General features: G+C 53.5%; 22 protein-coding genes and 2 tRNA genes. 5 read left to right on the plus strand and 19 right to left on the minus strand.

Features of this window, described 5'->3' with window-relative positions; genetic code table 11:
* Positions 1-2: 2 nt before the first annotated feature.
* From nusA to rlmE, 9 genes are all read right to left on the minus strand, one after another.
* Complete coding sequence (gene nusA, locus P9J57_RS18455; RefSeq protein WP_014595162.1) at positions 3-1,490, minus strand: transcription termination factor NusA; 1,488 nt, start codon at positions 1,488-1,490, stop codon at positions 3-5.
* A gap of 24 nt (positions 1,491-1,514) precedes the next feature.
* On the minus strand, positions 1,515-1,967 hold the full coding sequence (rimP, locus tag P9J57_RS18460) for a ribosome maturation factor RimP (RefSeq protein WP_006121761.1): 453 nt from the start codon (positions 1,965-1,967) through the stop codon (positions 1,515-1,517).
* Between the two features lie 211 nt (positions 1,968-2,178).
* Positions 2,179-2,255, minus strand: a tRNA-Met gene (locus P9J57_RS18465).
* Between the two features lie 59 nt (positions 2,256-2,314).
* Positions 2,315-2,401 (minus strand) — tRNA-Leu (locus P9J57_RS18470).
* Positions 2,402-2,457: 56 nt separating this feature from the next.
* Positions 2,458-2,793, minus strand: a complete 336-nt coding sequence (gene secG / locus P9J57_RS18475) for a preprotein translocase subunit SecG (protein WP_014606749.1) — start codon at positions 2,791-2,793, stop codon at positions 2,458-2,460.
* Between the two features lie 218 nt (positions 2,794-3,011).
* A complete protein-coding gene (gene glmM, locus P9J57_RS18480; protein ID WP_013024349.1) occupies positions 3,012-4,346 on the minus strand; it encodes a phosphoglucosamine mutase in 1,335 nt (444 codons plus the stop codon).
* Positions 4,347-4,352: 6 nt separating this feature from the next.
* Positions 4,353-5,186, minus strand: coding sequence for a dihydropteroate synthase (gene folP, locus P9J57_RS18485; protein ID WP_014595161.1), 834 nt, complete (start codon positions 5,184-5,186; stop codon positions 4,353-4,355).
* A gap of 80 nt (positions 5,187-5,266) precedes the next feature.
* The gene (gene ftsH / locus P9J57_RS18490) at positions 5,267-7,198 is read right to left on the minus strand and encodes an ATP-dependent zinc metalloprotease FtsH (RefSeq protein ID WP_015701098.1); all 1,932 of its coding nucleotides are present in this window, start codon (positions 7,196-7,198) and stop codon (positions 5,267-5,269) included.
* A 113-nt stretch (positions 7,199-7,311) separates the two neighbouring features.
* The gene (gene rlmE / locus P9J57_RS18495) at positions 7,312-7,941 is read right to left on the minus strand and encodes a 23S rRNA (uridine(2552)-2'-O)-methyltransferase RlmE (protein ID WP_014595159.1); all 630 of its coding nucleotides are present in this window, start codon (positions 7,939-7,941) and stop codon (positions 7,312-7,314) included.
* Positions 7,942-8,067: 126 nt separating this feature from the next.
* On the opposite strand from rlmE, the gene yhbY reads away from it, so the two are divergent.
* Positions 8,068-8,361 (plus strand): ribosome assembly RNA-binding protein YhbY, encoded by a 294-nt coding sequence (gene yhbY, locus P9J57_RS18500; RefSeq protein WP_013024345.1) that lies wholly within the window; start codon positions 8,068-8,070, stop codon positions 8,359-8,361.
* A gap of 106 nt (positions 8,362-8,467) precedes the next feature.
* Here the strand turns inward: yhbY and greA are convergent, their stop codons facing one another.
* Positions 8,468-8,944 (minus strand): transcription elongation factor GreA, encoded by a 477-nt coding sequence (gene greA, locus P9J57_RS18505; RefSeq protein WP_006121754.1) that lies wholly within the window; start codon positions 8,942-8,944, stop codon positions 8,468-8,470.
* A 246-nt stretch (positions 8,945-9,190) separates the two neighbouring features.
* Here greA and dacB point away from each other — a divergent pair, with 246 nt between their 5' ends.
* The gene (gene dacB, locus P9J57_RS18510) at positions 9,191-10,624 is read left to right on the plus strand and encodes a serine-type D-Ala-D-Ala carboxypeptidase (RefSeq protein WP_014595158.1); all 1,434 of its coding nucleotides are present in this window, start codon (positions 9,191-9,193) and stop codon (positions 10,622-10,624) included.
* A 476-nt stretch (positions 10,625-11,100) separates the two neighbouring features.
* Positions 11,101-11,526, plus strand: a complete 426-nt coding sequence (locus P9J57_RS18515; RefSeq protein WP_019106705.1) for a hotdog fold thioesterase — start codon at positions 11,101-11,103, stop codon at positions 11,524-11,526.
* Positions 11,527-11,573: 47 nt separating this feature from the next.
* On the opposite strand, the gene cgtA is transcribed toward P9J57_RS18515, so the two are convergent.
* The 3 genes from cgtA to rplU form a co-directional block, all read right to left on the minus strand.
* Entirely contained in the window at positions 11,574-12,746 is a 1,173-nt protein-coding gene (cgtA, locus tag P9J57_RS18520; protein ID WP_013024341.1) for an Obg family GTPase CgtA, read from the minus strand.
* Between the two features lie 241 nt (positions 12,747-12,987).
* The gene (gene rpmA / locus P9J57_RS18525) at positions 12,988-13,245 is read right to left on the minus strand and encodes a 50S ribosomal protein L27 (protein ID WP_009092448.1); all 258 of its coding nucleotides are present in this window, start codon (positions 13,243-13,245) and stop codon (positions 12,988-12,990) included.
* Between the two features lie 15 nt (positions 13,246-13,260).
* The gene (rplU, locus tag P9J57_RS18530; protein WP_013024339.1) at positions 13,261-13,572 is read right to left on the minus strand and encodes a 50S ribosomal protein L21; all 312 of its coding nucleotides are present in this window, start codon (positions 13,570-13,572) and stop codon (positions 13,261-13,263) included.
* A gap of 255 nt (positions 13,573-13,827) precedes the next feature.
* Between rplU and ispB the strand changes: the two genes are divergently transcribed.
* Together ispB and P9J57_RS18540 are read left to right on the plus strand one after the other, a co-directional pair.
* A complete protein-coding gene (gene ispB, locus P9J57_RS18535) occupies positions 13,828-14,799 on the plus strand; it encodes an octaprenyl diphosphate synthase (protein ID WP_013024338.1) in 972 nt (323 codons plus the stop codon).
* Positions 14,800-15,031: 232 nt separating this feature from the next.
* Entirely contained in the window at positions 15,032-15,313 is a 282-nt protein-coding gene (locus tag P9J57_RS18540; RefSeq protein WP_013024337.1) for a helix-turn-helix domain-containing protein, read from the plus strand.
* 73 nt (positions 15,314-15,386) lie between these two features.
* Here the strand turns inward: P9J57_RS18540 and murA are convergent, their stop codons facing one another.
* From murA to mlaE, 6 genes are all read right to left on the minus strand, one after another.
* A complete protein-coding gene (gene murA, locus P9J57_RS18545; protein ID WP_014595155.1) occupies positions 15,387-16,646 on the minus strand; it encodes a UDP-N-acetylglucosamine 1-carboxyvinyltransferase in 1,260 nt (419 codons plus the stop codon).
* 64 nt (positions 16,647-16,710) lie between these two features.
* A complete protein-coding gene (gene ibaG / locus P9J57_RS18550; protein ID WP_010251880.1) occupies positions 16,711-16,968 on the minus strand; it encodes a BolA family iron metabolism protein IbaG in 258 nt (85 codons plus the stop codon).
* Positions 16,969-17,090: 122 nt separating this feature from the next.
* Positions 17,091-17,387, minus strand: a complete 297-nt coding sequence (gene mlaB, locus P9J57_RS18555; RefSeq protein ID WP_013024334.1) for a lipid asymmetry maintenance protein MlaB — start codon at positions 17,385-17,387, stop codon at positions 17,091-17,093.
* Positions 17,387-18,019 (minus strand): phospholipid-binding protein MlaC, encoded by a 633-nt coding sequence (gene mlaC / locus P9J57_RS18560; protein ID WP_024472197.1) that lies wholly within the window; start codon positions 18,017-18,019, stop codon positions 17,387-17,389. The genes mlaB and mlaC overlap by 1 nt, the downstream gene beginning before the upstream one ends.
* Positions 18,020-18,035: 16 nt before the next feature.
* The gene (gene mlaD, locus P9J57_RS18565) at positions 18,036-18,590 is read right to left on the minus strand and encodes an outer membrane lipid asymmetry maintenance protein MlaD (RefSeq protein ID WP_014595154.1); all 555 of its coding nucleotides are present in this window, start codon (positions 18,588-18,590) and stop codon (positions 18,036-18,038) included.
* Between the two features lie 4 nt (positions 18,591-18,594).
* Positions 18,595-19,377, minus strand: a complete 783-nt coding sequence (gene mlaE / locus P9J57_RS18570; RefSeq protein WP_013024331.1) for a lipid asymmetry maintenance ABC transporter permease subunit MlaE — start codon at positions 19,375-19,377, stop codon at positions 18,595-18,597.
* Positions 19,378-19,380 lie beyond the last annotated feature (3 nt).

Below are 19,380 nucleotides of genomic sequence, written 5' to 3' on the forward strand. Positions count from 1 at the left end.
TATTACGCGTCATCGCCGAACCAGCAGATATTGCGTGCGGCCATAATTAGCGCGCCAGCTTGCTCATCAGTCAGCCCTTCAATATCCGTCAGGTCGTCAACACCTTGCTCGGCGAGATCTTCCAGCGTGCAAACGCCTTTCGATGCCAGACGGAAAGCCAGTGCACGATCCAGACCTTCGAGATTCAGGAGGTCTTCTGCAGGTTCCTGATTACCCAGGCTCTCTTCTTTTGCCAGTGCCAGGGTGGTTAACGCATTTTTTGCTCGTTCACGCAGGGCTTCAATGGTCTCTTCGTCGAGGCCGTCAATTTCCAACAGCTCGTTGATTGGCACATAGGCCATTTCTTCCAACGTTGAGAAGCCCTCTTCCACCAGAATGGTGGCGAACTCTTCGTCGATGTCGAGATGTTTAGTGAACATATCGATCGCCGCATGTGCTTCAGCCTGATGCTTGGCCTGCAGATCATCGACGGTCATCACGTTCAGCTCCCAGCCACTCAGCTGTGAAGCCAGACGCACGTTTTGGCCATTACGGCCGATCGCCTGGGCCAGATTGCCAGCCTCAACAGCGATATCCATCGTGTGGTTATCTTCATCAACCACGATTGACGCCACATCGGCCGGAGCCATGGCGTTAATCACAAACTGTGCCGGGTTGTCGTCCCACAGCACGATATCGATTCGCTCGCCGCCCAGCTCACTAGACACTGCCTGAACACGCGCACCGCGCATACCCACACAGGCACCAACGGGATCGATACGTTTGTCATTGGTTTTTACTGCAATTTTGGCACGCGAACCCGGATCGCGGGCAGCGGCTTTAATTTCAAGGACTTCTTCGCCAATTTCTGGCACCTCAATGCGGAACAGTTCGATCAGCATTTCAGGTTTAGAACGCGTCACAAACAGCTGCGCGCCGCGTGCTTCAGGACGCACGGCATACAAAACGCCGCGGATACGATCGCCCGGGCGGAAGTTTTCACGTGGCAGCATGTCTTCACGCAGGATCACGGCTTCAGCATTGTTGCCCAGGTCCAGCGAGATGTTGTCGCGGTTAACTTTTTTCACCACACCGGTGATGATTTCGCCTTCCTGCTCGCGGAACTGATCCACCACCATCGCACGTTCGGCTTCGCGCACTTTTTGTACGATAACCTGTTTCGCCGTCTGCGTCGTGATACGGTCAAACGTAACAGATTCAATCTGGTCTTCTACGTATTCGCCCAGATTGAGAGACTCGTCTTCGTAGCGCGCCGCATCCAGCGTAATTTCGCGCGTAGGCTGCGTAACCTGCTCTACGATTTCCCAACGACGGAACGTGTCGAAATCGCCGCTCTTACGGTCGATGCTGACGCGTACGTCAATTTCCTGCTCGTACTTTTTCTTGGTCGCAGTCGCCAGCGCGCTCTCCAGCGCTTCGAAGATTTTCTCACGCGGCAGGGCTTTTTCGTTAGAAACGGCTTCTACAACAGCTAAGATCTCTTTGTTCATCCTGGTTAGCCTCAATCCGGACTTTTAAAAGTGGGGGACCAGGTTCGCTTTCTGAATATTACTCAGCGCGAACACCTCGTCGTTACCCTCAACGTTTACCGTTATCATCTCGCCCTCAACAGACTTGATGATTCCCTGCCATTTACGGCGGTTTTGAACGGCCATACGCAGCACCAGGCTCACCTCATCGCCGGTAAAGCGTGCATAATGTTCTGCAGTGAACAGAGGACGATCGAGCCCCGGTGAGGACACTTCAAGGTGGTAAGGCACCGTGATGGGATCTTCCACATCCATCACCGCACTCACCTGGTGGCTGACGTCCGCGCAATCGTCAACATTGATGCCATCTTCACTATCAATATAGATGCGCAGGGTTGATGTGCGACCACGAACGAATTCAATTCCGACCAGTTCGTAGCCGAGCGCTTCTACCGGAGCAGATACCAACTCTGTCAATTTTTGCTCTAATGTGGACAAGCCCACCCCCAAGACATAAAAAAAGGGCCTATAGCCCAGTATTACGATTCGCTAATAACAAAAAACCCCGAATATTCGGGGCTTTTTATCACTGGACCCTGTATGCCGCACTGCGGCCCGGACGCCCATCCAAAAGAATTTTTTTCAAAATTCGCTGCTTATGCGCCCGTCGATGCACACAGTATATTTGAAAAAGAACTCTAAGGGAAAGTGGTTGCGGGGGCCGGATTTGAACCGACGACCTTCGGGTTATGAGCCCGACGAGCTACCAGGCTGCTCCACCCCGCGTCCGAAAACGTGGCGAATATTACGCCGAACATGCATAAAATGCAAGTAATACTAAGATTTGGTACCGAGGACGGGACTTGAACCCGTAAGCCCTTTCGAGCACTACCACCTCAAGGTAGCGTGTCTACCAATTTCACCACCTCGGTACTGCACTGACTGCGACGCTGTTCTGCCGCTTTTTCCTGACGCTATATTGCTGCTATTAGTGCGGGATATCATTGCCCGGCGTAGCCGGTTTAGCTGGCTGAGTCTGCTGTTGAGACTGAGCTGGCGCAGTGAGGTTTTCCCACTCGCTTCCTTTGGACGTCTTGTTACTGTTCAGGTTACCCAGAATCAGGCTGATCACGAAAAACAGCGTAGCCAACACTGCGGTCATGCGAGTCATAAAGTTACCCGACCCGTTCGAACCAAACAGCGTGCCAGACGCGCCTGCACCAAATGATGCTCCCATATCAGCGCCTTTGCCTTGCTGCAGCATAATAAGACCCACGAGGCCAATCGCTACAATAAGGAAAACAACTAACAGAGCTTCGTACATAATCAACCTGTTTCCTTGCGCGTAATCCGCACAGTTAAAGCTTCAACCAATATGACGGGGAGTATGTTCATCACCCATCAGAAGCGGGTGTGAATACTAACCAATGGCGCATACCTCTGCAAGTGCAATTTAGCTGTGGCAGGCTGATTGCAGAAAAAAGCGCCAGTGCGATGATTTTACAGGCAGGAACAGCACGCTGTCCCGGCCTGTCACCTGCGTCAGACCGCTTTCACCGCATCCGCAATCTGGTTAGCCAGCGCCGTCACCTGGGCTGCATCCTCGCCTTCTACCATCACGCGGATTAACGGCTCCGTACCGGATTTACGCAGCAACACGCGCCCACGGCCGGCAAGGGTTTTCTCCACGTCCTGCGCCACGGTTTTCACCGTTTCGCTTTCCAGAGGATCGTGTTCACCCGTAAAGCGCACGTTGACCAGCACCTGAGGCAGCATCTTCATCCCAGTGCACAGGTCATGCAGGCTCATGTGATTGCGCACCATCGCAGTAAGCACTTGCAAACTTGCTACGATCCCATCACCGGTAGCGATTTTATCCAGCAGAATCACGTGGCCTGAGTTTTCAGCGCCGAGCCGCCAGCCTTTTTCCTGTAATTTTTCGAGCACATAGCGGTCACCCACTTTGGCCCGCACAAAAGGAATGCCTAACTGCTTCAGCGCCAGCTCCAGCCCCATATTACTCATCAGCGTGCCGACAACGCCGCCGCGCAGTTGCCCCTGGCGCAGGCCTTCACGGGCGATGATATACAGAATCTGATCGCCATCGACCTTCTCGCCCAAGTGGTCCACCATCATGATGCGATCGCCATCGCCATCATAGGCCAGGCCGATGTCCGCCTTCTCGGCCAGAACGCGCTGCTGCAGCATTTTCAGATCGGTCGCACCGCACTCTTTGTTGATGTTCATGCCATCAGGCTGTACACCAACGGCAATCACCGTTGCGCCCAACTCACGCAGGACATTCGGCGCGATGTGGTAGGTGGCACCGTTAGCACAGTCCACCACAATTTTCAGGCCACTCAGGCTCAGCTCACTGGGGAAGGTGCCCTTACAGAACTCAATGTAACGTCCGGCGGCATCCACAATTCGGCTGGCGCGACCCAACAGGGATGATTCCACACAGGTCAGCGGCTTTTCCATTTCCAGTTCAATCGCTTCTTCTACTTCGTCAGGTAGCTTGGTGCCTTCGGCTGAGAAGAACTTAATGCCGTTGTCGTCAAACGGGTTATGGGAGGCGGAGATAACAATACCGGCCTCAGCGCGAAACGTGCGGGTCAGATAGGCAATAGCAGGCGTCGGCATTGGGCCGGTAAATGCCGCTGACAGCCCTGCGGCGGCCAGTCCTGCCTCCAGTGCAGATTCCAGCATATAGCCCGAAATGCGAGTGTCTTTGCCGATAATGATTTTTTTTGAACCGTGGCGCGCCAGCACTTTGCCCGCAGCCCAGCCGAGTTTTAAAACAAAATCCGGGGTAATCGGAGACTCTCCCACTTTGCCGCGAATACCATCTGTACCAAAATATTTACGATTACTCATGCTCTGTCATCCTTTAGCTCTTTGTGTCGCCTCGACCACCCGCATCGCCTCGACCGTTTCTTTTACATCATGAACGCGAATAATGTGTGCTCCCTGCATGGCGGCGATCACCGCGCAGGCCAGGCTGCCGGTCAGACGCTGGCCAGGCCCGACATTCAGCAGCTGACCAATCATTGATTTTCGTGACATGCCAACCAGCAGGGGCAGACCAAAATGGTGAAATTCGCCGAGTCGGGCCAACAGTTCATAATTGTGGCTGAGATTCTTACCGAAACCGAAGCCCGGGTCGAGCAGCAGATTCTCTTTTTTTATTCCGGCCGCCTCGCAGCGGGCCAGTTGCTCAACGAAGTAAGCATCCACTTCGCTGAAGATATCTTGATAGGCCGGTGCCTGCTGCATGGTGCGCGGCTCGCCCTTCATATGCATCAGGCATACCGGCAGGCCAGTCGCGGCGGCGGCGGCCAGCGCTCCTGGTTCAGACAGAGAGCGCACGTCATTGATGATGTGCGCCCCCACGCTCGCCGCTTCCCTGATGACCTCAGCCTTAGAGGTATCCACGGAGATCCAGACTTCAAAGCGCTGAGCGATTGCTGCCACCACGGGAATGACCCGCTCAAGTTCTTCCTCAACGCTGACCTCATCCGCGCCGGGACGCGTAGACTCGCCGCCCACGTCGATGATGGTTGCGCCGGCATTCACCATTTCATTGGTATGCGTGAGTGCATCCACCAACGCATTGTGTTTACCACCATCCGAAAAAGAGTCCGGCGTGACGTTAAGAATGCCCATCACATGTGGAAACGACAAATCAAGATGGGAATCACGGGCGAACAATTTCATGGTGATGTACTCCTTGTAGCGCAATGTATAGATGTAAAAAACCCCGGACCAGCCGGGGTTTTATTAAAAGACGTGAAGTCTTATTTGTCGAACTGTTCTGACATGGTGTTGCCTGGATTTGGCGTACGCGGCTCATCGACCGGACGCGGTGCCTTTGGCGTGCCATTGTTATCAGAATTGCTGCTGGTGCCGGGATCTTCCCAGCCCGCAGGAGGACGCACTTCACGGCGAGCCATCAGGTCGTCAATCTGCGGTGCATCAATGGTTTCATACTTCATCAGCGCATCTTTCATCGCATGAAGGATGTCCATGTTTTCACCCAGAATCTGACGCGCACGCTGGTAGTTCGTATCAATCAGGTGTTTAACTTCCTGATCGATAATACGCGCGGTTTCATCTGACATATGCTTGGCTTTCGCCACAGAACGGCCGAGGAACACTTCACCGTCTTCTTCTGCATACAGTAACGGACCGAGTTTTTCAGAGAAGCCCCACTGGGTCACCATGTTACGTGCCAGGTTGGTCGCCACTTTGATGTCGTTTGATGCGCCGGTTGAGACATGCTCAACACCGTAGATGATTTCTTCTGCCAGACGACCACCGTACAGGGTCGAAATCTGGCTTTCCAGTTTCTGACGGCTGGCGCTAATCGCATCGCCTTCAGGCAGGAAGAAGGTCACACCTAATGCACGACCACGCGGGATAATGGTGACTTTATGCACCGGATCGTGTTCCGGCACCAGGCGACCAATAATGGCGTGACCGGCTTCGTGATAAGCCGTGGACTCTTTCTGCGCTTCCGTCATCACCATGGAGCGGCGCTCTGCACCCATCATGATCTTGTCTTTGGCTTTTTCGAATTCCACCATCGATACAACACGCTTGTTGCTGCGGGCAGCAAACAGCGCGGCTTCGTTTACCAGGTTAGCCAGATCGGCACCAGAGAAGCCCGGCGTACCGCGCGCGATGATCGCCGCGTCAATATCCGTTGCTAATGGCACGCGGCGCATGTGCACTTTCAGGATCTGCTCACGGCCACGCACGTCTGGCAAGCCAACAACAACCTGACGGTCAAAGCGGCCCGGACGCAGCAACGCGGGGTCAAGCACGTCTGGACGGTTGGTTGCGGCAATCACGATGATGCCTTCGTTGCCTTCAAAACCGTCCATCTCAACCAGCATCTGGTTCAGGGTTTGTTCACGTTCATCGTGACCGCCACCTAAACCGGCACCACGCTGACGACCTACCGCATCGATTTCATCGATAAAGATAATGCACGGTGCCGCCTTCTTGGCCTGTTCAAACATATCGCGCACACGAGATGCACCGACACCGACGAACATTTCAACAAAGTCAGAGCCCGAAATGGTAAAGAAAGGCACTTTCGCTTCGCCGGCAATCGCTTTTGCCAGCAAGGTTTTACCGGTACCCGGCGGGCCAACCATCAGCACGCCTTTCGGAATTTTACCCCCGAGCTTCTGGAAGCGGCTCGGCTCACGCAGGTATTCAACCAGCTCACCGACTTCCTCTTTCGCTTCGTCGCAGCCTGCAACGTCAGCAAAAGTGGTTTTAATCTGATCTTCCGTCAACATACGGGCTTTGCTTTTACCAAAGGACATCGCGCCTTTGCCACCGCCGCCCTGCATTTGACGCATGAAGAAAATCCACACACCAATCAGCAGTAACATTGGGAACCATGAAATGAAGATAGATGCCAGCAGGCTCGGCTCTTCAGGTGGTTCACCAACCACTTTGACGTTCTTGGTCAACAGGTTATCGAGTAACTTGGGGTCATTGACAGGAATGTAAGTGGTGTATTTATTGCTGTCTTTTTTGATAACGTTAATTTCACGCCCGTTAATACGTGCCTCGCGGACCTGATCCTGGTTCACTTCCGACAGGAAGGTTGAATAATCAACCCTACGGCCATTCGACTCGCTGGGCCCAAAGCTCTGGAAGACCGACATCAGCACGACCGCGATGACTAGCCAGAGAATCAGGTTTTTCGCCATGTCACTCAAGGGATTAACCTCATATTACAACGGTGTTAACAGATAGCGTAGGGTACTATAGATCCTTCGTACATGGAATCGCAGCAGGAATGCCGGGTTATCCATCACGTCGGTTACAGTTTGCGCCCAGTCGCCACAATATAAACTTCACGTGAACGTGAACGTGAAGCGTCAGGCTTACGTATTTTCACTTTCGTAAACAGGGAGCGAATTTCCCGCAGGTATTCATCAAAGCCATCTCCCTGGAACACTTTCACAACAAAACTGCCGCCGGGAGCCAAAATATCACGGCACATATCCAACGCCAGCTCAACCAAATACATCGACCGGGGAATATCTACGGCAGGTGTACCACTCATATTCGGTGCCATATCCGACATGACGACCTGGACCTTCTGCTCGCCCACACGTTCAAGTAACGCTTTGATCACCGATTCTTCACGAAAATCACCTTGAAGGAAATCGACACCAACAATAGGATCCATCGGCAGAATATCACAAGCGATAACGCGACCTTTGGACCCAATTTGCTGTACCACATATTGCGACCAGCCACCGGGTGCAGCACCCAGATCTACCACGGTCATCCCGGGTTTGAAAAGCTTGTCACCCTGTTGGATTTCATCAAGTTTAAACCAGGCGCGCGAACGCAACCCTTTTTTCTGTGCCTGGAGCACGTATTTATCGCTAAAGTGTTCCTGTAGCCAGCGGCTGGAGCTGGCTGAACGCTTTTTACCGGTCATAAAATTTCCAACTAAATCGTCATCGTAGCGATAAATCTGCACGCGATAGGCTGCGTCGATTTGGCGATATACCCGAGATGGCGGTAGAATGAACCGTTTTCAATCCCCGAGTAAGTAAATAATACGATGAATCTAAGTACCAAACAAAAACAGCACCTCAAAGGCCTCGCCCATCCGCTCAAGCCAGTCGTCATGCTCGGAGGCAATGGCCTGACCGAAGGTGTACTGGCTGAGATTGAACACGCGCTGGAACATCACGAATTGATCAAGGTGAAAATTGCCTCTGAAGAACGTGAAACCAGGCAGCTGATCGTTGAAGCTATCGTACGTGAAACCCGTGCCAGCAACGTTCAGGTCATTGGCAAAACGCTGGTGCTGTATCGCCCCGCTAAAGAGAGCAAAATTTCTCTGCCACGCTAGGTGGGCAAAGAAAGTGCCATGCTCTTACATGGGATAAAAGGCCGCAGCGCGGCCTTTTTCCTTTCTTTACACTGTACGGCAATGCTTTTCAGACAATTGCACCCTGTCAGATGTACTCCACCTTCAGGATTTCGTACTCGACATCGCCGCCTGGCGTTTTGATAATCGCCACGTCATCAGCTTCTTTCCCCACCAGGCCACGGGCCATCGGCGAGTTAACAGAAATCAAATTCTGCTTAAAGTCTGCCTCATCATCACCCACGATGCGATAGGTAAACTCTTCATCCGTGTCCACGTTCAACACGGTTACCGTTGCGCCAAAAATCACGCGGCCGGTTTTCGGCATCTGTGTGACGTCAATGACCTGCGCATTAGAGAGTTTGGCTTCAATCTCCTGAATGCGTCCCTCACAGAACCCCTGTTCTTCACGCGCGGCGTGGTATTCGGCGTTCTCTTTCAAATCGCCGTGCTCGCGGGCCTCCGCGATGGAGGCAATAATGCGCGGGCGCTTCACCGTTTTCAGCTCATGCAGCTCTTCGCGCAGCCTTTCAGCGCCTCTTAACGTCATCGGAATCTGGTTCATTTTAGCTCCTCGTCATCATTCCTGTTTCACGGTGCATCCTGACCGGTGACTGCAGAAAAAAGCGTTCTGCGGCGCAAGACCTCGTTTTGCAAATAAAAGAAGACTGACCCGGAAAGTGTTCCAGGCCAGAAAAGGTTTTGCAATTTGATACGTATTTTAACCCAGAGTTCCCTGCGGGTCATCGTTTACTTTCCACCGTCCAGGGACGTAGTATTGTCGCCTTCACCTGTCAGTTGCCGCGAGATTATGCGATTTTCACGACTTGTTACCGGATTAACCTGTGCTTTTATGCTGCAGGCACAAGCAGCGCCAGTTGATGAATACATGCAATATCTGCCAGATGGTGCCAATCTGGCTTTGCTGGTGCAAAAAGTGGGCGCATCCACGCCAATTATCGATTACCACGGGAAACAGATGGCACTTCCCGCCAGTACCATGAAAGTGATCACCGCCCTGGCGGCATTGCTGGAACTGGGCGGTGATTACCGTTTTCAAACCACCTTTGAAACCAAAGGCGCGCTGGTCGATGGCACGCTTAATGGTGATTTAGTAGCCCGGTTTGCTGGCGATCCCACGTTGGGTCGTCAGGATCTGCGGAATATGGTCGCGGCGTTAAAAAAACAAGGCATCACACACATCAAAGGTAATCTGGTCATCGATACCTCGGTGTTTGCCAGCCATGATGCGGCGCCTGGCTGGCCGTGGAATGACATGACCCAGTGCTTTAGCGCACCGCCGGCGGCGGCTATTGTGGATAAAAACTGCTTCTCGGTTTCACTCTACAGTGCCGACAAACCGGGCGAAAATGCCTTTATCCGCATTGCGTCCTACTACCCGGCTCACATGTTAAGCCAGGTGCGGACGATTGGGCGCAACAGCGGTGACGGACAATACTGCGAGCTGGACGTGGTGCCTGGCGAGCTGAACCGCTACACCTTAACCGGCTGTATGCGTCAGCGTAGCGATCCGCTTCCTTTAGCCTTTGCGGTTCAGGATGGCGCGGCCTGGGCAGGCGAAATCCTGAAAGCAGAACTGCGTTCCGCCGGTATTGATTACAGCGGCCATCTGCTACGTCAGACGCAGGTGACCGAGCCGGGCACCGTGCTGGCATCAACGCAGTCAGCGCCGCTGCATACGCTGCTGCATATGATGCTGAAGAAGTCCGACAATATGATTGCCGACACGGTGTTCCGCACCATTGGCCATCATTACTTCAACGTACCGGGTACCTTCCGCGCAGGATCAGATGCGGTTCGTCGCATCCTGCGTGAAAAAGCCAATATTGATTTGGGTAACAGCATCCAGGTGGATGGTTCGGGCCTGTCACGTCACGATCTGATCTCGCCCGCCACCATGATGCAGGTGCTGCAATATATTGCGCAGAACGACAGCAAACTGGATTATATTTCGATGCTACCGCTGGCCGGACACGATGGCACGCTGCAGTACCGTGGCGGACTGCACGAAGCCGGTCTGGATGGCAAGGTCTCGGCTAAAACCGGCTCACTGCAGGGCGTATATAACCTTGCAGGCTTTATCACCACCTCTAGCGGGGCACGCGTGGCGTTTGTGCAGTTCCTTTCTGGCTATGCGGTTCCGCCGCAGGATCAGCGCACACGCCGTATTCCGCTGGTGCGCTTTGAAAGCCGGCTCTATCGCGATATCAATAAGAATTACTGATTTATGTTAGGAAACGCAGCGGGCGACCACCTGCTGCGTTTTTTTTATCATCGCCAAAAAGTCAGGGATAACGCCTCGGCTTCAGGCGCGCAACAGTCTGTTCAGGATACCTTCGCCTGCGCGCCAGGCCGCATCACTCCCAGCCGCATGGCTTTTTTTATGCCAGGATCTTACAGAATCGGTACCTGTTTAGCGGGTTATCTGCGCCCCGCCTCACGCTGGCACCCTGGGTAATCGCATAAATTTTCTTAACCTAATCCACCCGGATTCAGGGACGATAACGGGGATCGCAGGCAGAGGCTGCAACGCCCTGTCGCCCGGCCCAGTAAACGCCCTTCTTTTACCCTTGAGATGCAATGCTGATGTAAAACTGGACAGCCGCAGGCGGTTATCACTACGCTAATTCTTTCGCCTCTGCGTTACGTCATGTGACATCGCAGCGTGGAAGACGATGGCGCAACCCTGGGAGCCTGACAATGGCAACGATCTGGAAACGCGTAGTTTGTCTGGATGCGCTCAATGCGCAGAGCACTCATACGCTGGTGGCGCATGTGGGCATCATTTTCACCGCAGTGGGTGATGACTATCTTGAAGCCACCATGCCAGTAGACAGCCGCACGCAGCAGCCCTTTGGCCTGCTGCACGGCGGCGCCTCAGTGGTGTTAGCCGAAACGCTGGGTTCTGTGGCGGGTTATCTGGCATCAGAGGATGGCAGCCGCGTGGTGGGCATCGAAGTGAATGCCAGCCATCATCGGGCCGTTTCAGGTGGTATGGTGCGCGGTATCTGTCGTCCGCTGCATGTGGGGAAGCGGAATCAGACGTGGCAGATTGAGATTCGTCACGAGCAGGATAAATTATGCTGTAGCGCACGGCTTACCGTTGCGGTGCTGGCGCAGCCCTGAAAGAAATCTGCCCCCGTTCCGGTGGAAAGGGGGCAGTCATAAGCGGTCTAGCGCTGGTAGATGATTTCGACGCCTTCGTCGTCATCCTCATCCCAGTCGTCATCCCACTCTTCATCTTCTTCAACCGCCGCGGTTTCAATGGCTTCTTTGTGGTAATCGTCCCACATGAACTCCACTTTCTCCGGCTGTTTTTCTTCAACGTCAGCTTCTTTCGGATTGGCGTTGATAAAGCTCATGACGTCCCAGCACAGGTCCGTAACGCCCTGACGGCTGGCGGCAGAGATAAGATAGTATTTATCTTCCCAACCCAGCGCCTCGGCAATGGCTTTTGCACGCGCCTGAGCTTCTTCTTCATCAATCAGATCGACTTTGTTGAATACCAGCCAGCGCGGCTTGTTAAACAGCTTATCGCTGTATTTCTCCAGCTCACCCAAAATAATACGGGCGTTCTCAACCGGATCGCTCTCGTCAATGGGCGCAATGTCGATCAGGTGCAGCAGCACGCGGCAGCGTTCCAGGTGCTTCAGGAAGCGAATACCTAAACCTGCGCCCTCGGCTGCGCCTTCAATCAGGCCGGGGATATCGGCCACCACAAAGCTCTGCTCGCTATCCATACGCACCACGCCCAGGCTTGGCACCAGCGTAGTAAAGGGATAGTCCGCCACTTTTGGTTTAGCAGCAGAAACCGCACGGATAAAGGTCGATTTCCCGGCGTTAGGTAAACCCAGCATGCCTACGTCAGCCAACAGCATCAGCTCCAGCTGCAGGTCGCGTTTCTCACCGGGCGTACCCATGGTTTTTTGACGCGGACTGCGGTTTACCGACGATTTAAAGCGGGTATTTCCCAGACCGTGCCAGCCGCCTTTTGCCACCATCAGGGTCTGCTGGTGGCGCGTCATATCGCCCAGCGTTTCGCCCGTTCCCTGGTCGATAACACGGGTTCCTACCGGCACTTTAACGGTGATATCTTTACCACGCTTACCGGTACAGTCGCGACTCTGACCATTCTGTCCCCGCTCGGCGCGGAACGACTTTTCGAAACGATAATCGATCAGGGTGTTAAGGTTTTCGTCAGCCACTAAGAATACGTCGCCGCCGTCACCGCCATCACCGCCGTCCGGGCCGCCTTTCGGGATATATTTTTCACGGCGGAAACTGACACAACCATTACCGCCATCACCTGCGACGACCAAAATTGTCGCTTCATCTACAAACTTCATTTTCTTTCTCCGTCACACAATCGTCTGCAATACGCTGCAGACGGGTCCGCCAGGGTCTTCTGCGCGACCAGCGGCGGATAAATCAAAACTGGCTGACGCCAGCGTGTACATAAAGTGTACAGCAAACATTCAGGCGATGTCGCCTGTCGGGCAAGGGGTCGCAGAATGTAAAAAGCCCCGCAACAGTTGCGGGGCCTTCAATTCGTGCGTTCAGACGTTAACCGTCTGCGTCACGACAACCTTACTCAGCAACGATGCTGATGTATTTACGGTTGTTCGGACCTTTAACTTCGAATTTTACTTTGCCGTCTGCAGTAGCAAACAGGGTGTGGTCACGACCACAACCAACGTTGCTACCTGCGTGGAATTTGGTGCCACGCTGACGAACGATGATGCTACCTGCCAGAACAGATTCGCCACCGAAACGTTTTACGCCCAGACGTTTTGCATTGGAGTCACGACCATTTCGAGTCGAACCACCAGCCTTTTTATGTGCCATTTGTCAGATCTCCTCTTACGCCGTGATACCAGTGATTTTCACATCAGTGAACCACTGGCGATGGCCAGCTTGCTTACGGTAGTGCTTACGACGACGAAACTTAACGATCTTAATTTTCTCGCCACGACCATGAGCAACAACTTCTGCCTTGATCACACCGCCTGAAACCAGTGGCGCGCCGATTTTCACGTCTTCGCCATTTGCAATCATCAGAACCTGGTCAAACTCAATGGTTTCACCGGTTGCGATGTCCAGCTTTTCCAGGCGAACGGTCTGACCTTCGCTTACTCGGTGTTGTTTACCACCACTTTGGAAAACCGCGTACATATAAAACTCCGCTTCTGCGCTTGCCTTTCAGTTCATCAGGCGGCGCGCTAAATATTCACAATAGGGCGCGAATTCTACGCAAAACTCAAACAGAAGACAAGAGCACTTTGCACACTCTTGCAGAAAAAAAACACAGGCTCAATGCAAACGTTTCTCAACCTGAAAATTCAAGTACAATCAGTAACAGATTACTGAACGCTGGCTGGGTAAAACCGCTTACCATGGCAAAGAAACGAGTCATAGCTGAAAAGACGAATGAACTTAGAACAGATTAACGAATTAACCGCACAGGACATGGCTGCCGTTAACCAGACCATACTCGACCAGCTGAATTCAGATGTCTCGCTCATCAACCAGCTGGGTTATTACATCATCAGTGGCGGCGGTAAACGCATTCGCCCCATGATTGCCGTGCTGTCGGCGCGCGCCATGGGTTATCAGGGCGATCTCCACGTCACCAACGCGGCGCTGATCGAATTTATCCACACCGCCACGCTATTGCATGACGATGTCGTGGATGAATCCGATATGCGCCGTGGCAAGGCCACCGCGAACGCTGCATTTGGTAATGCAGCCAGCGTGCTGGTCGGTGATTTTATTTATACTCGCGCCTTCCAGATGATGACCAGCATGGGATCGCTACGTATCCTGGCGCTGATGTCTGAAGCGGTGAACGTTATCGCGGAAGGGGAAGTGCTTCAGCTGATGAACGTCAACGATCCTGACATCACAGAAGAGAGCTATATGCGGGTGATCTACAGCAAAACAGCTCGCTTATTCGAAGCCGCCTCTCAGGCCTCGGCGATTTTAGCGGAGGCAACGCCAGCGCAGGAAAAAGCCCTACAGGATTATGGGCGCTATCTGGGAACCGCTTTCCAGTTAATTGACGATTTACTTGACTACAGTGCCGATGGGGAAACCCTGGGTAAAAATACCGGTGACGACCTCAGCGAAGGTAAACCCACCCTGCCACTGCTTCACGCCATGAACCATGGTTCGCCTGAGCAGGCGAAGATGATCCGCGATGCCATCGAACAGGGCAACGGTCGCCATTTACTGGCGCCCGTTCTGGAAGCGATGAACCAGTGTGGCTCACTGGAATGGACGCGTCAGCGTGCGGAGCAAGAGGCCGATAAAGCCATTGCAGCCTTGCAGATTCTGCCAGAAACCCCGTGGCGCTCAGCCCTGGAAGCGCTGGCGCATATGTCAGTCCAACGCGATTTCTGATTTCTGTTCCTGACGGAGCCACCACGGCTCCGTGACCTTCTCCCACTCCCCTTCTTCTTTCACGCGTTACACTCCTTTTGCGTCAGGCCGCTCAGTTCTGTCTGCTTGCCTAAATATTACTGGAATCTTATGGAAATTTTCTGATATAAAATTCGACAACTTTCCAGATAGGATGTAGACAAGTCAGCATCACTCGCGCGTTACGCACTGACAAGGACAAGGAGAAAAGGTTATGCAGAGCAGGACAGAGGACTGGCATCCCGCCGATATCATTGCCGCACTACGTAAACGTGGCACCACGCTGGCGGCGCTTTCACGTCAGTCGGGATTAAGTTCATCAACCCTGGCCAACGCGCTCTCGCGCCCCTGGCCCAAAGGCGAATGGCTGATTGCCGATGCGATCAATGTTCATCCGTCAGAGATATGGCCAAGTCGTTATTACGATCCCGAAACCCATTGTCTCCTGGATCGCAAAAAGCGTGTGCGACCGACTCACAACGAGACCAAAAGCTAGCGTAACGCGATCGGTAGCCGAAAAAAAACCAGCCTTGTGATAAGGCTGGTTTCATTAGCACGACGCCGCGAGATTATTCGCCGCTGATGCGCTCAATATTCGCCCCCATCGCTTTGAGCTTATCTTCGATATGCTCGTAGCCACGGTCAATATGGTAAATACGATCGACCAGCGTTGTTCCTTCCGCAATACAGCCTGCCAAGACCAGACTGGCCGAGGCACGAAGATCCGTTGCCATCACCTGCGCACCTGACAAGGTTTCTACACCGTGACAGATTGCAGTATTGCTCTCAATTTCTGCATGCGCGCCCATACGAATCAGCTCAGGGATATGCATAAAGCGGTTTTCGAAGATGGTTTCGGTAATCAAACCCGTTCCTTCTGCCACCAGATTCAGCAAGGTAAACTGTGCCTGCATATCGGTCGGGAATCCCGGATGGGGAGCCGTACGCACGTTAACCGCTTTAGGTCGCTTGCCGTGCATATCCAGGCTGATCCAGTCTTCACCGGTTTCGATGTCTGCCCCTGCATCGCGCAGCTTCGCCAGCACCGCATCCAGCGTATCGGGCTGTGCATTTCGGCAGATGACTTTACCGCCGGAGATGGCTGCCGCAACCAGGAAGGTGCCGGTTTCAATGCGATCGGGCAGTACACGGTAAACGCCGCCGCCCAGACGCTCGACGCCTTCGATAGTAATTTTATCGGTACCGGCACCGCTGATTTTGGCGCCCAGCGTGTTGAGGAAGTTGGCGGTATCAACGATTTCAGGTTCACGCGCCGCATTCTCAATCACGGTAGTGCCGGTTGCCAGCGTCGCTGCGCTCATGATGGTGACGGTCGCGCCCACGCTGACTTTGTCCATCACGATCAGCGCGCCCTTCAGGCGTCCGTTAACGGATGCTTTGACATAACCTTCTTCCAGCTTGATCTCTGCACCTAACTGCTCAAGGCCCGTAATATGCAGGTCAACCGGACGCGCACCGATGGCGCAGCCGCCCGGCAGTGACACTTCGCCCTGGCCAAAACGCGCCACCAGCGGACCCAGCGCCCAAATTGAGGCACGCATGGTTTTCACCAGTTCGTAAGGCGCACAAAAAACGTCTACACCGCTGGCATCAACGTGTACAGAACCGTTGCGCTCAACCTTTGCACCCAATTGCGTCAACAGCTTCATGGTGGTGTCGATGTCACGCAGCTTTGGCACATTCGTGATCTCTACCGGCTCTTCAGCCAGCAAAGCAGCAAACAGAATGGGTAGCGCGGCGTTTTTCGCGCCGGAAATAGTGACTTCACCACTTAAGCGGGTGGGGCCTTGCACACGAAATTTATCCATTAACACGGTTCTCAATTAACTGGCTATAAAACGGTCACGCTCAGGCGAGCAGCCCCGGAGGGAATCAAAAACCGTTGAGTTTACGGTCACGCGCCCACTCTGCAGGCGTGTAAGTTTTGATGGAGACGGCATGAATACGGTTGTCCGCAATAAATTCCATCAGCGGCGCATAGACAGCCTGCTGCTTCTTCACGCGGCTTAACTCACCAAACAGCTCACCCACGGCGATAACCTGGAAATGGCTGCCATCATTGCTCATGACATGAACTTCATCTAAGGGCAGCGCTGCCATCAGCACGGCCTGAATCTCACTGTTTTCCATTGCTCTTAACTTCACTTAATAATAATAAGGCTGACATAGTAGAGGAAAGTGCCTGATTCTTAAATACGCAAAAGCCCCTGTACGGGACCGGGGCTTTGACGAGAAAGGCCAGTTCAGGCGCTTTAATCCGCAGAAACAATAATTTGTTGCAGGTTGTAAAGGGTGATCAACGACTGCAATTTGTCGCCGATTCCCACAAAGCGCAGCGAGCCTCCCTGCTGCGAGGTAATCTCCCGCAGGTGAACCAGCAGCGCAAGTCCCGATGAATCCACCCTTTGCAGGGCGGAAACATCGATCAGTTCGACCGCGTTAACCAGCGCTTCACGCTGCTCCCACAGACTCAGCAGCGTGTCACGATCCAGCTCGCCTTCCAGCCGCAGCGTGTTTGCCTCGCGTGACCAGTGCAGTGATGCCTGCATTATTTGTTTTGATCCAGGGTGATAGGCTGTTTCGCTGAGGCTTCCAGCTGAGCGGTCAGCGCATCGATCCCCTTGGTACGCAGCAGATCGCCCCACTCATTCTGTTTGGTGGTGATCATGCTCACGCCTTCCGCGATCATATCGAAAGCCTGCCAGTTGCCGGTCTGGCTGTTCTTACGCCACTGGAAGTCGAGGCGTACAGGCGGACGGCCCTGAGGATCGATAATGGTCACGCGGATAGCCACAATATTGGTGTTGCCAATCGGCTTCTCAGGTTCAATCTGATAAGTCTGACCGTGATACAGGGCCAGCGCCTGGCCATAAGCCTGAGCCAGATAGTCGCCAAACGCTTTGAAATAAGCTTCACGCTGTGCCGGTGTGGCATCGCGGTAGAAGCGGCCCAGCACTAATGCACCGGCATATTTGATTTGCACGTAAGGCAGGAGCTCCTGACGAACGATCTCACGCAGATAGTTTGGATCCTGCTTAATTTTCGGCTGTTCGTTCTTGAGACGGGTGAACGTTTTGTTAGCCGCTTCGTTCATCAGTTTATAAGGATTGCTTTGATCGGCCGCGGTGGCTGCCAGTGGCGTGACCACCAGCATGGCGATCATCAGAAAACGTTTAAACATCATGTTATCCCTCTATTTAAGGTTGAGCCGCTGCTGCCGGTGCGGCCATCTCGCCGCCCTGCGCGTCCTTACTGTCACTGGTTTGCTTGTTGCCTTTATTGTCGCCGCTTTTATACAGGAACTGGCCAATCAAATCTTCCAGCACCATCGCCGACTTGGTATCGCGAATCGTCCCGCCGTCATTCAGCATTGACGATCCTAGCTCAGGATCGTCAAAGCCGATATTTAACGACAGAAACTGCTCGCCCAGTAACCCCTGAGTGCGGATCGCCAGCGAACTGGTATCCGGAATCTGATTGGCATATTTATCACTGATATCCATTGTGACGCGCGGCAGTAACGTTTTAGGTTCAAGAGAAATGTCCGTTACGCGCCCAATCACCACGCCGCCAATTTTCACTGGCGAACTGGCTTTCAGGCCGCCGATGTTATCGAAGGTGGCATACAGTTTCCAGGTGGGCTCCGTACCTAAAGATTTGAGATCTGCCACGCGCAGGCAGAGAAACAACACGGCAATCATTGCCATGATCATAAACACGCCAACCCAAATTTCGCTTTTTTTGCTTTGCATCGCATCAATTCCCAAACATCAGTGCTGTCAGCACAAAATCTAAACCGAGCACCGCCAGTGATGCATGCACCACGGTGCGCGTCGTGGCGCGGCTAATCCCTTCAGAGGTCGGGATGGCATCGTAACCGTTGAACAATGCAATCCAGGTGACAGTGACGGCAAACACAGCGCTTTTAATAATGCAGTTGACCACATCGCTACGAAAATCGACGGCGTTTTGCATCGCCGACCAGAAGAAGCCAGGGTCAATCCCTTTCCAGCTCACGCCTACCAGCGCTCCGCCCGTAATCCCTACAGCAGTAAAGATTAACGCCAGCAGCGGCATGCTGATAAAACCCGCCCAAAAGCGCGGCGAAACGACACGGCGCAGGGGATCGACCGCCATCATCTCCATACTGGAGAGTTGCTCCGTGGCTTTCATCAGCCCGATTTCTGCCGTTAAGGCCGATCCTGCGCGCCCTGCAAACAGCAGCGCCGTCACAACCGGACCCAGTTCACGCAGCAGCGACAGCGCCACCAGCATGCCCAGACTGGTTTCAGCGCCATAGGTGGTTAACACCAGATAGCCCTGGAGGCCCAGCACCATGCCAATAAACAGACCGGAGACGACAATGATGACCAGAGACAGTACGCCGATGCTGTAAAGCTGTTTGATCAGCAGCGGAAAGTGTTTACGGAACGCGGGCTTACCGACCAGCGCATGAAAAAGCATTAAACCGGCACGCCCAAAGCTGGCGCAGGTTCCTATTCCCCGGCGTCCTAACGACGCCAGTGCTTTCAACAACATCAG

It is taken from the genome of Pantoea sp. nfd-35, assembly GCF_056892255.1.

Excerpts from the sequence above, each read along its gene's own strand:
- nusA (WP_014595162.1), bottom strand. The coding sequence starts at position 1,490 with ATGAACAAAGAGATCTTAGCTGTTGTAGAAGCCGTTTCTAACGAAAAA.
- secG (WP_014606749.1), bottom strand. The coding sequence starts at position 2,793 with ATGTACGAAGCTCTGTTAGTTGTTTTCCTTATTGTAGCGATTGGCCTC.
- glmM (WP_013024349.1), bottom strand. The coding sequence starts at position 4,346 with ATGAGTAATCGTAAATATTTTGGTACAGATGGTATTCGCGGCAAAGTG.
- folP (WP_014595161.1), bottom strand. The coding sequence starts at position 5,186 with ATGAAATTGTTCGCCCGTGATTCCCATCTTGATTTGTCGTTTCCACAT.
- ftsH (WP_015701098.1), bottom strand. The coding sequence starts at position 7,198 with ATGGCGAAAAACCTGATTCTCTGGCTAGTCATCGCGGTCGTGCTGATG.
- rlmE (WP_014595159.1), bottom strand. The coding sequence starts at position 7,941 with ATGACCGGTAAAAAGCGTTCAGCCAGCTCCAGCCGCTGGCTACAGGAA.
- yhbY (WP_013024345.1), top strand. The coding sequence starts at position 8,068 with ATGAATCTAAGTACCAAACAAAAACAGCACCTCAAAGGCCTCGCCCAT.
- greA (WP_006121754.1), bottom strand. The coding sequence starts at position 8,944 with ATGAACCAGATTCCGATGACGTTAAGAGGCGCTGAAAGGCTGCGCGAA.
- dacB (WP_014595158.1), top strand. The coding sequence starts at position 9,191 with ATGCGATTTTCACGACTTGTTACCGGATTAACCTGTGCTTTTATGCTG.
- P9J57_RS18515 (WP_019106705.1), top strand. The coding sequence starts at position 11,101 with ATGGCAACGATCTGGAAACGCGTAGTTTGTCTGGATGCGCTCAATGCG.
- cgtA (WP_013024341.1), bottom strand. The coding sequence starts at position 12,746 with ATGAAGTTTGTAGATGAAGCGACAATTTTGGTCGTCGCAGGTGATGGC.
- rpmA (WP_009092448.1), bottom strand. The coding sequence starts at position 13,245 with ATGGCACATAAAAAGGCTGGTGGTTCGACTCGAAATGGTCGTGACTCC.
- rplU (WP_013024339.1), bottom strand. The coding sequence starts at position 13,572 with ATGTACGCGGTTTTCCAAAGTGGTGGTAAACAACACCGAGTAAGCGAA.
- ispB (WP_013024338.1), top strand. The coding sequence starts at position 13,828 with ATGAACTTAGAACAGATTAACGAATTAACCGCACAGGACATGGCTGCC.
- P9J57_RS18540 (WP_013024337.1), top strand. The coding sequence starts at position 15,032 with ATGCAGAGCAGGACAGAGGACTGGCATCCCGCCGATATCATTGCCGCA.
- murA (WP_014595155.1), bottom strand. The coding sequence starts at position 16,646 with ATGGATAAATTTCGTGTGCAAGGCCCCACCCGCTTAAGTGGTGAAGTC.
- ibaG (WP_010251880.1), bottom strand. The coding sequence starts at position 16,968 with ATGGAAAACAGTGAGATTCAGGCCGTGCTGATGGCAGCGCTGCCCTTA.
- mlaB (WP_013024334.1), bottom strand. The coding sequence starts at position 17,387 with ATGCAGGCATCACTGCACTGGTCACGCGAGGCAAACACGCTGCGGCTG.
- mlaC (WP_024472197.1), bottom strand. The coding sequence starts at position 18,019 with ATGTTTAAACGTTTTCTGATGATCGCCATGCTGGTGGTCACGCCACTG.
- mlaD (WP_014595154.1), bottom strand. The coding sequence starts at position 18,590 with ATGCAAAGCAAAAAAAGCGAAATTTGGGTTGGCGTGTTTATGATCATG.
- mlaE (WP_013024331.1), bottom strand. The coding sequence starts at position 19,377 with ATGTTGTTGAAAGCACTGGCGTCGTTAGGACGCCGGGGAATAGGAACC.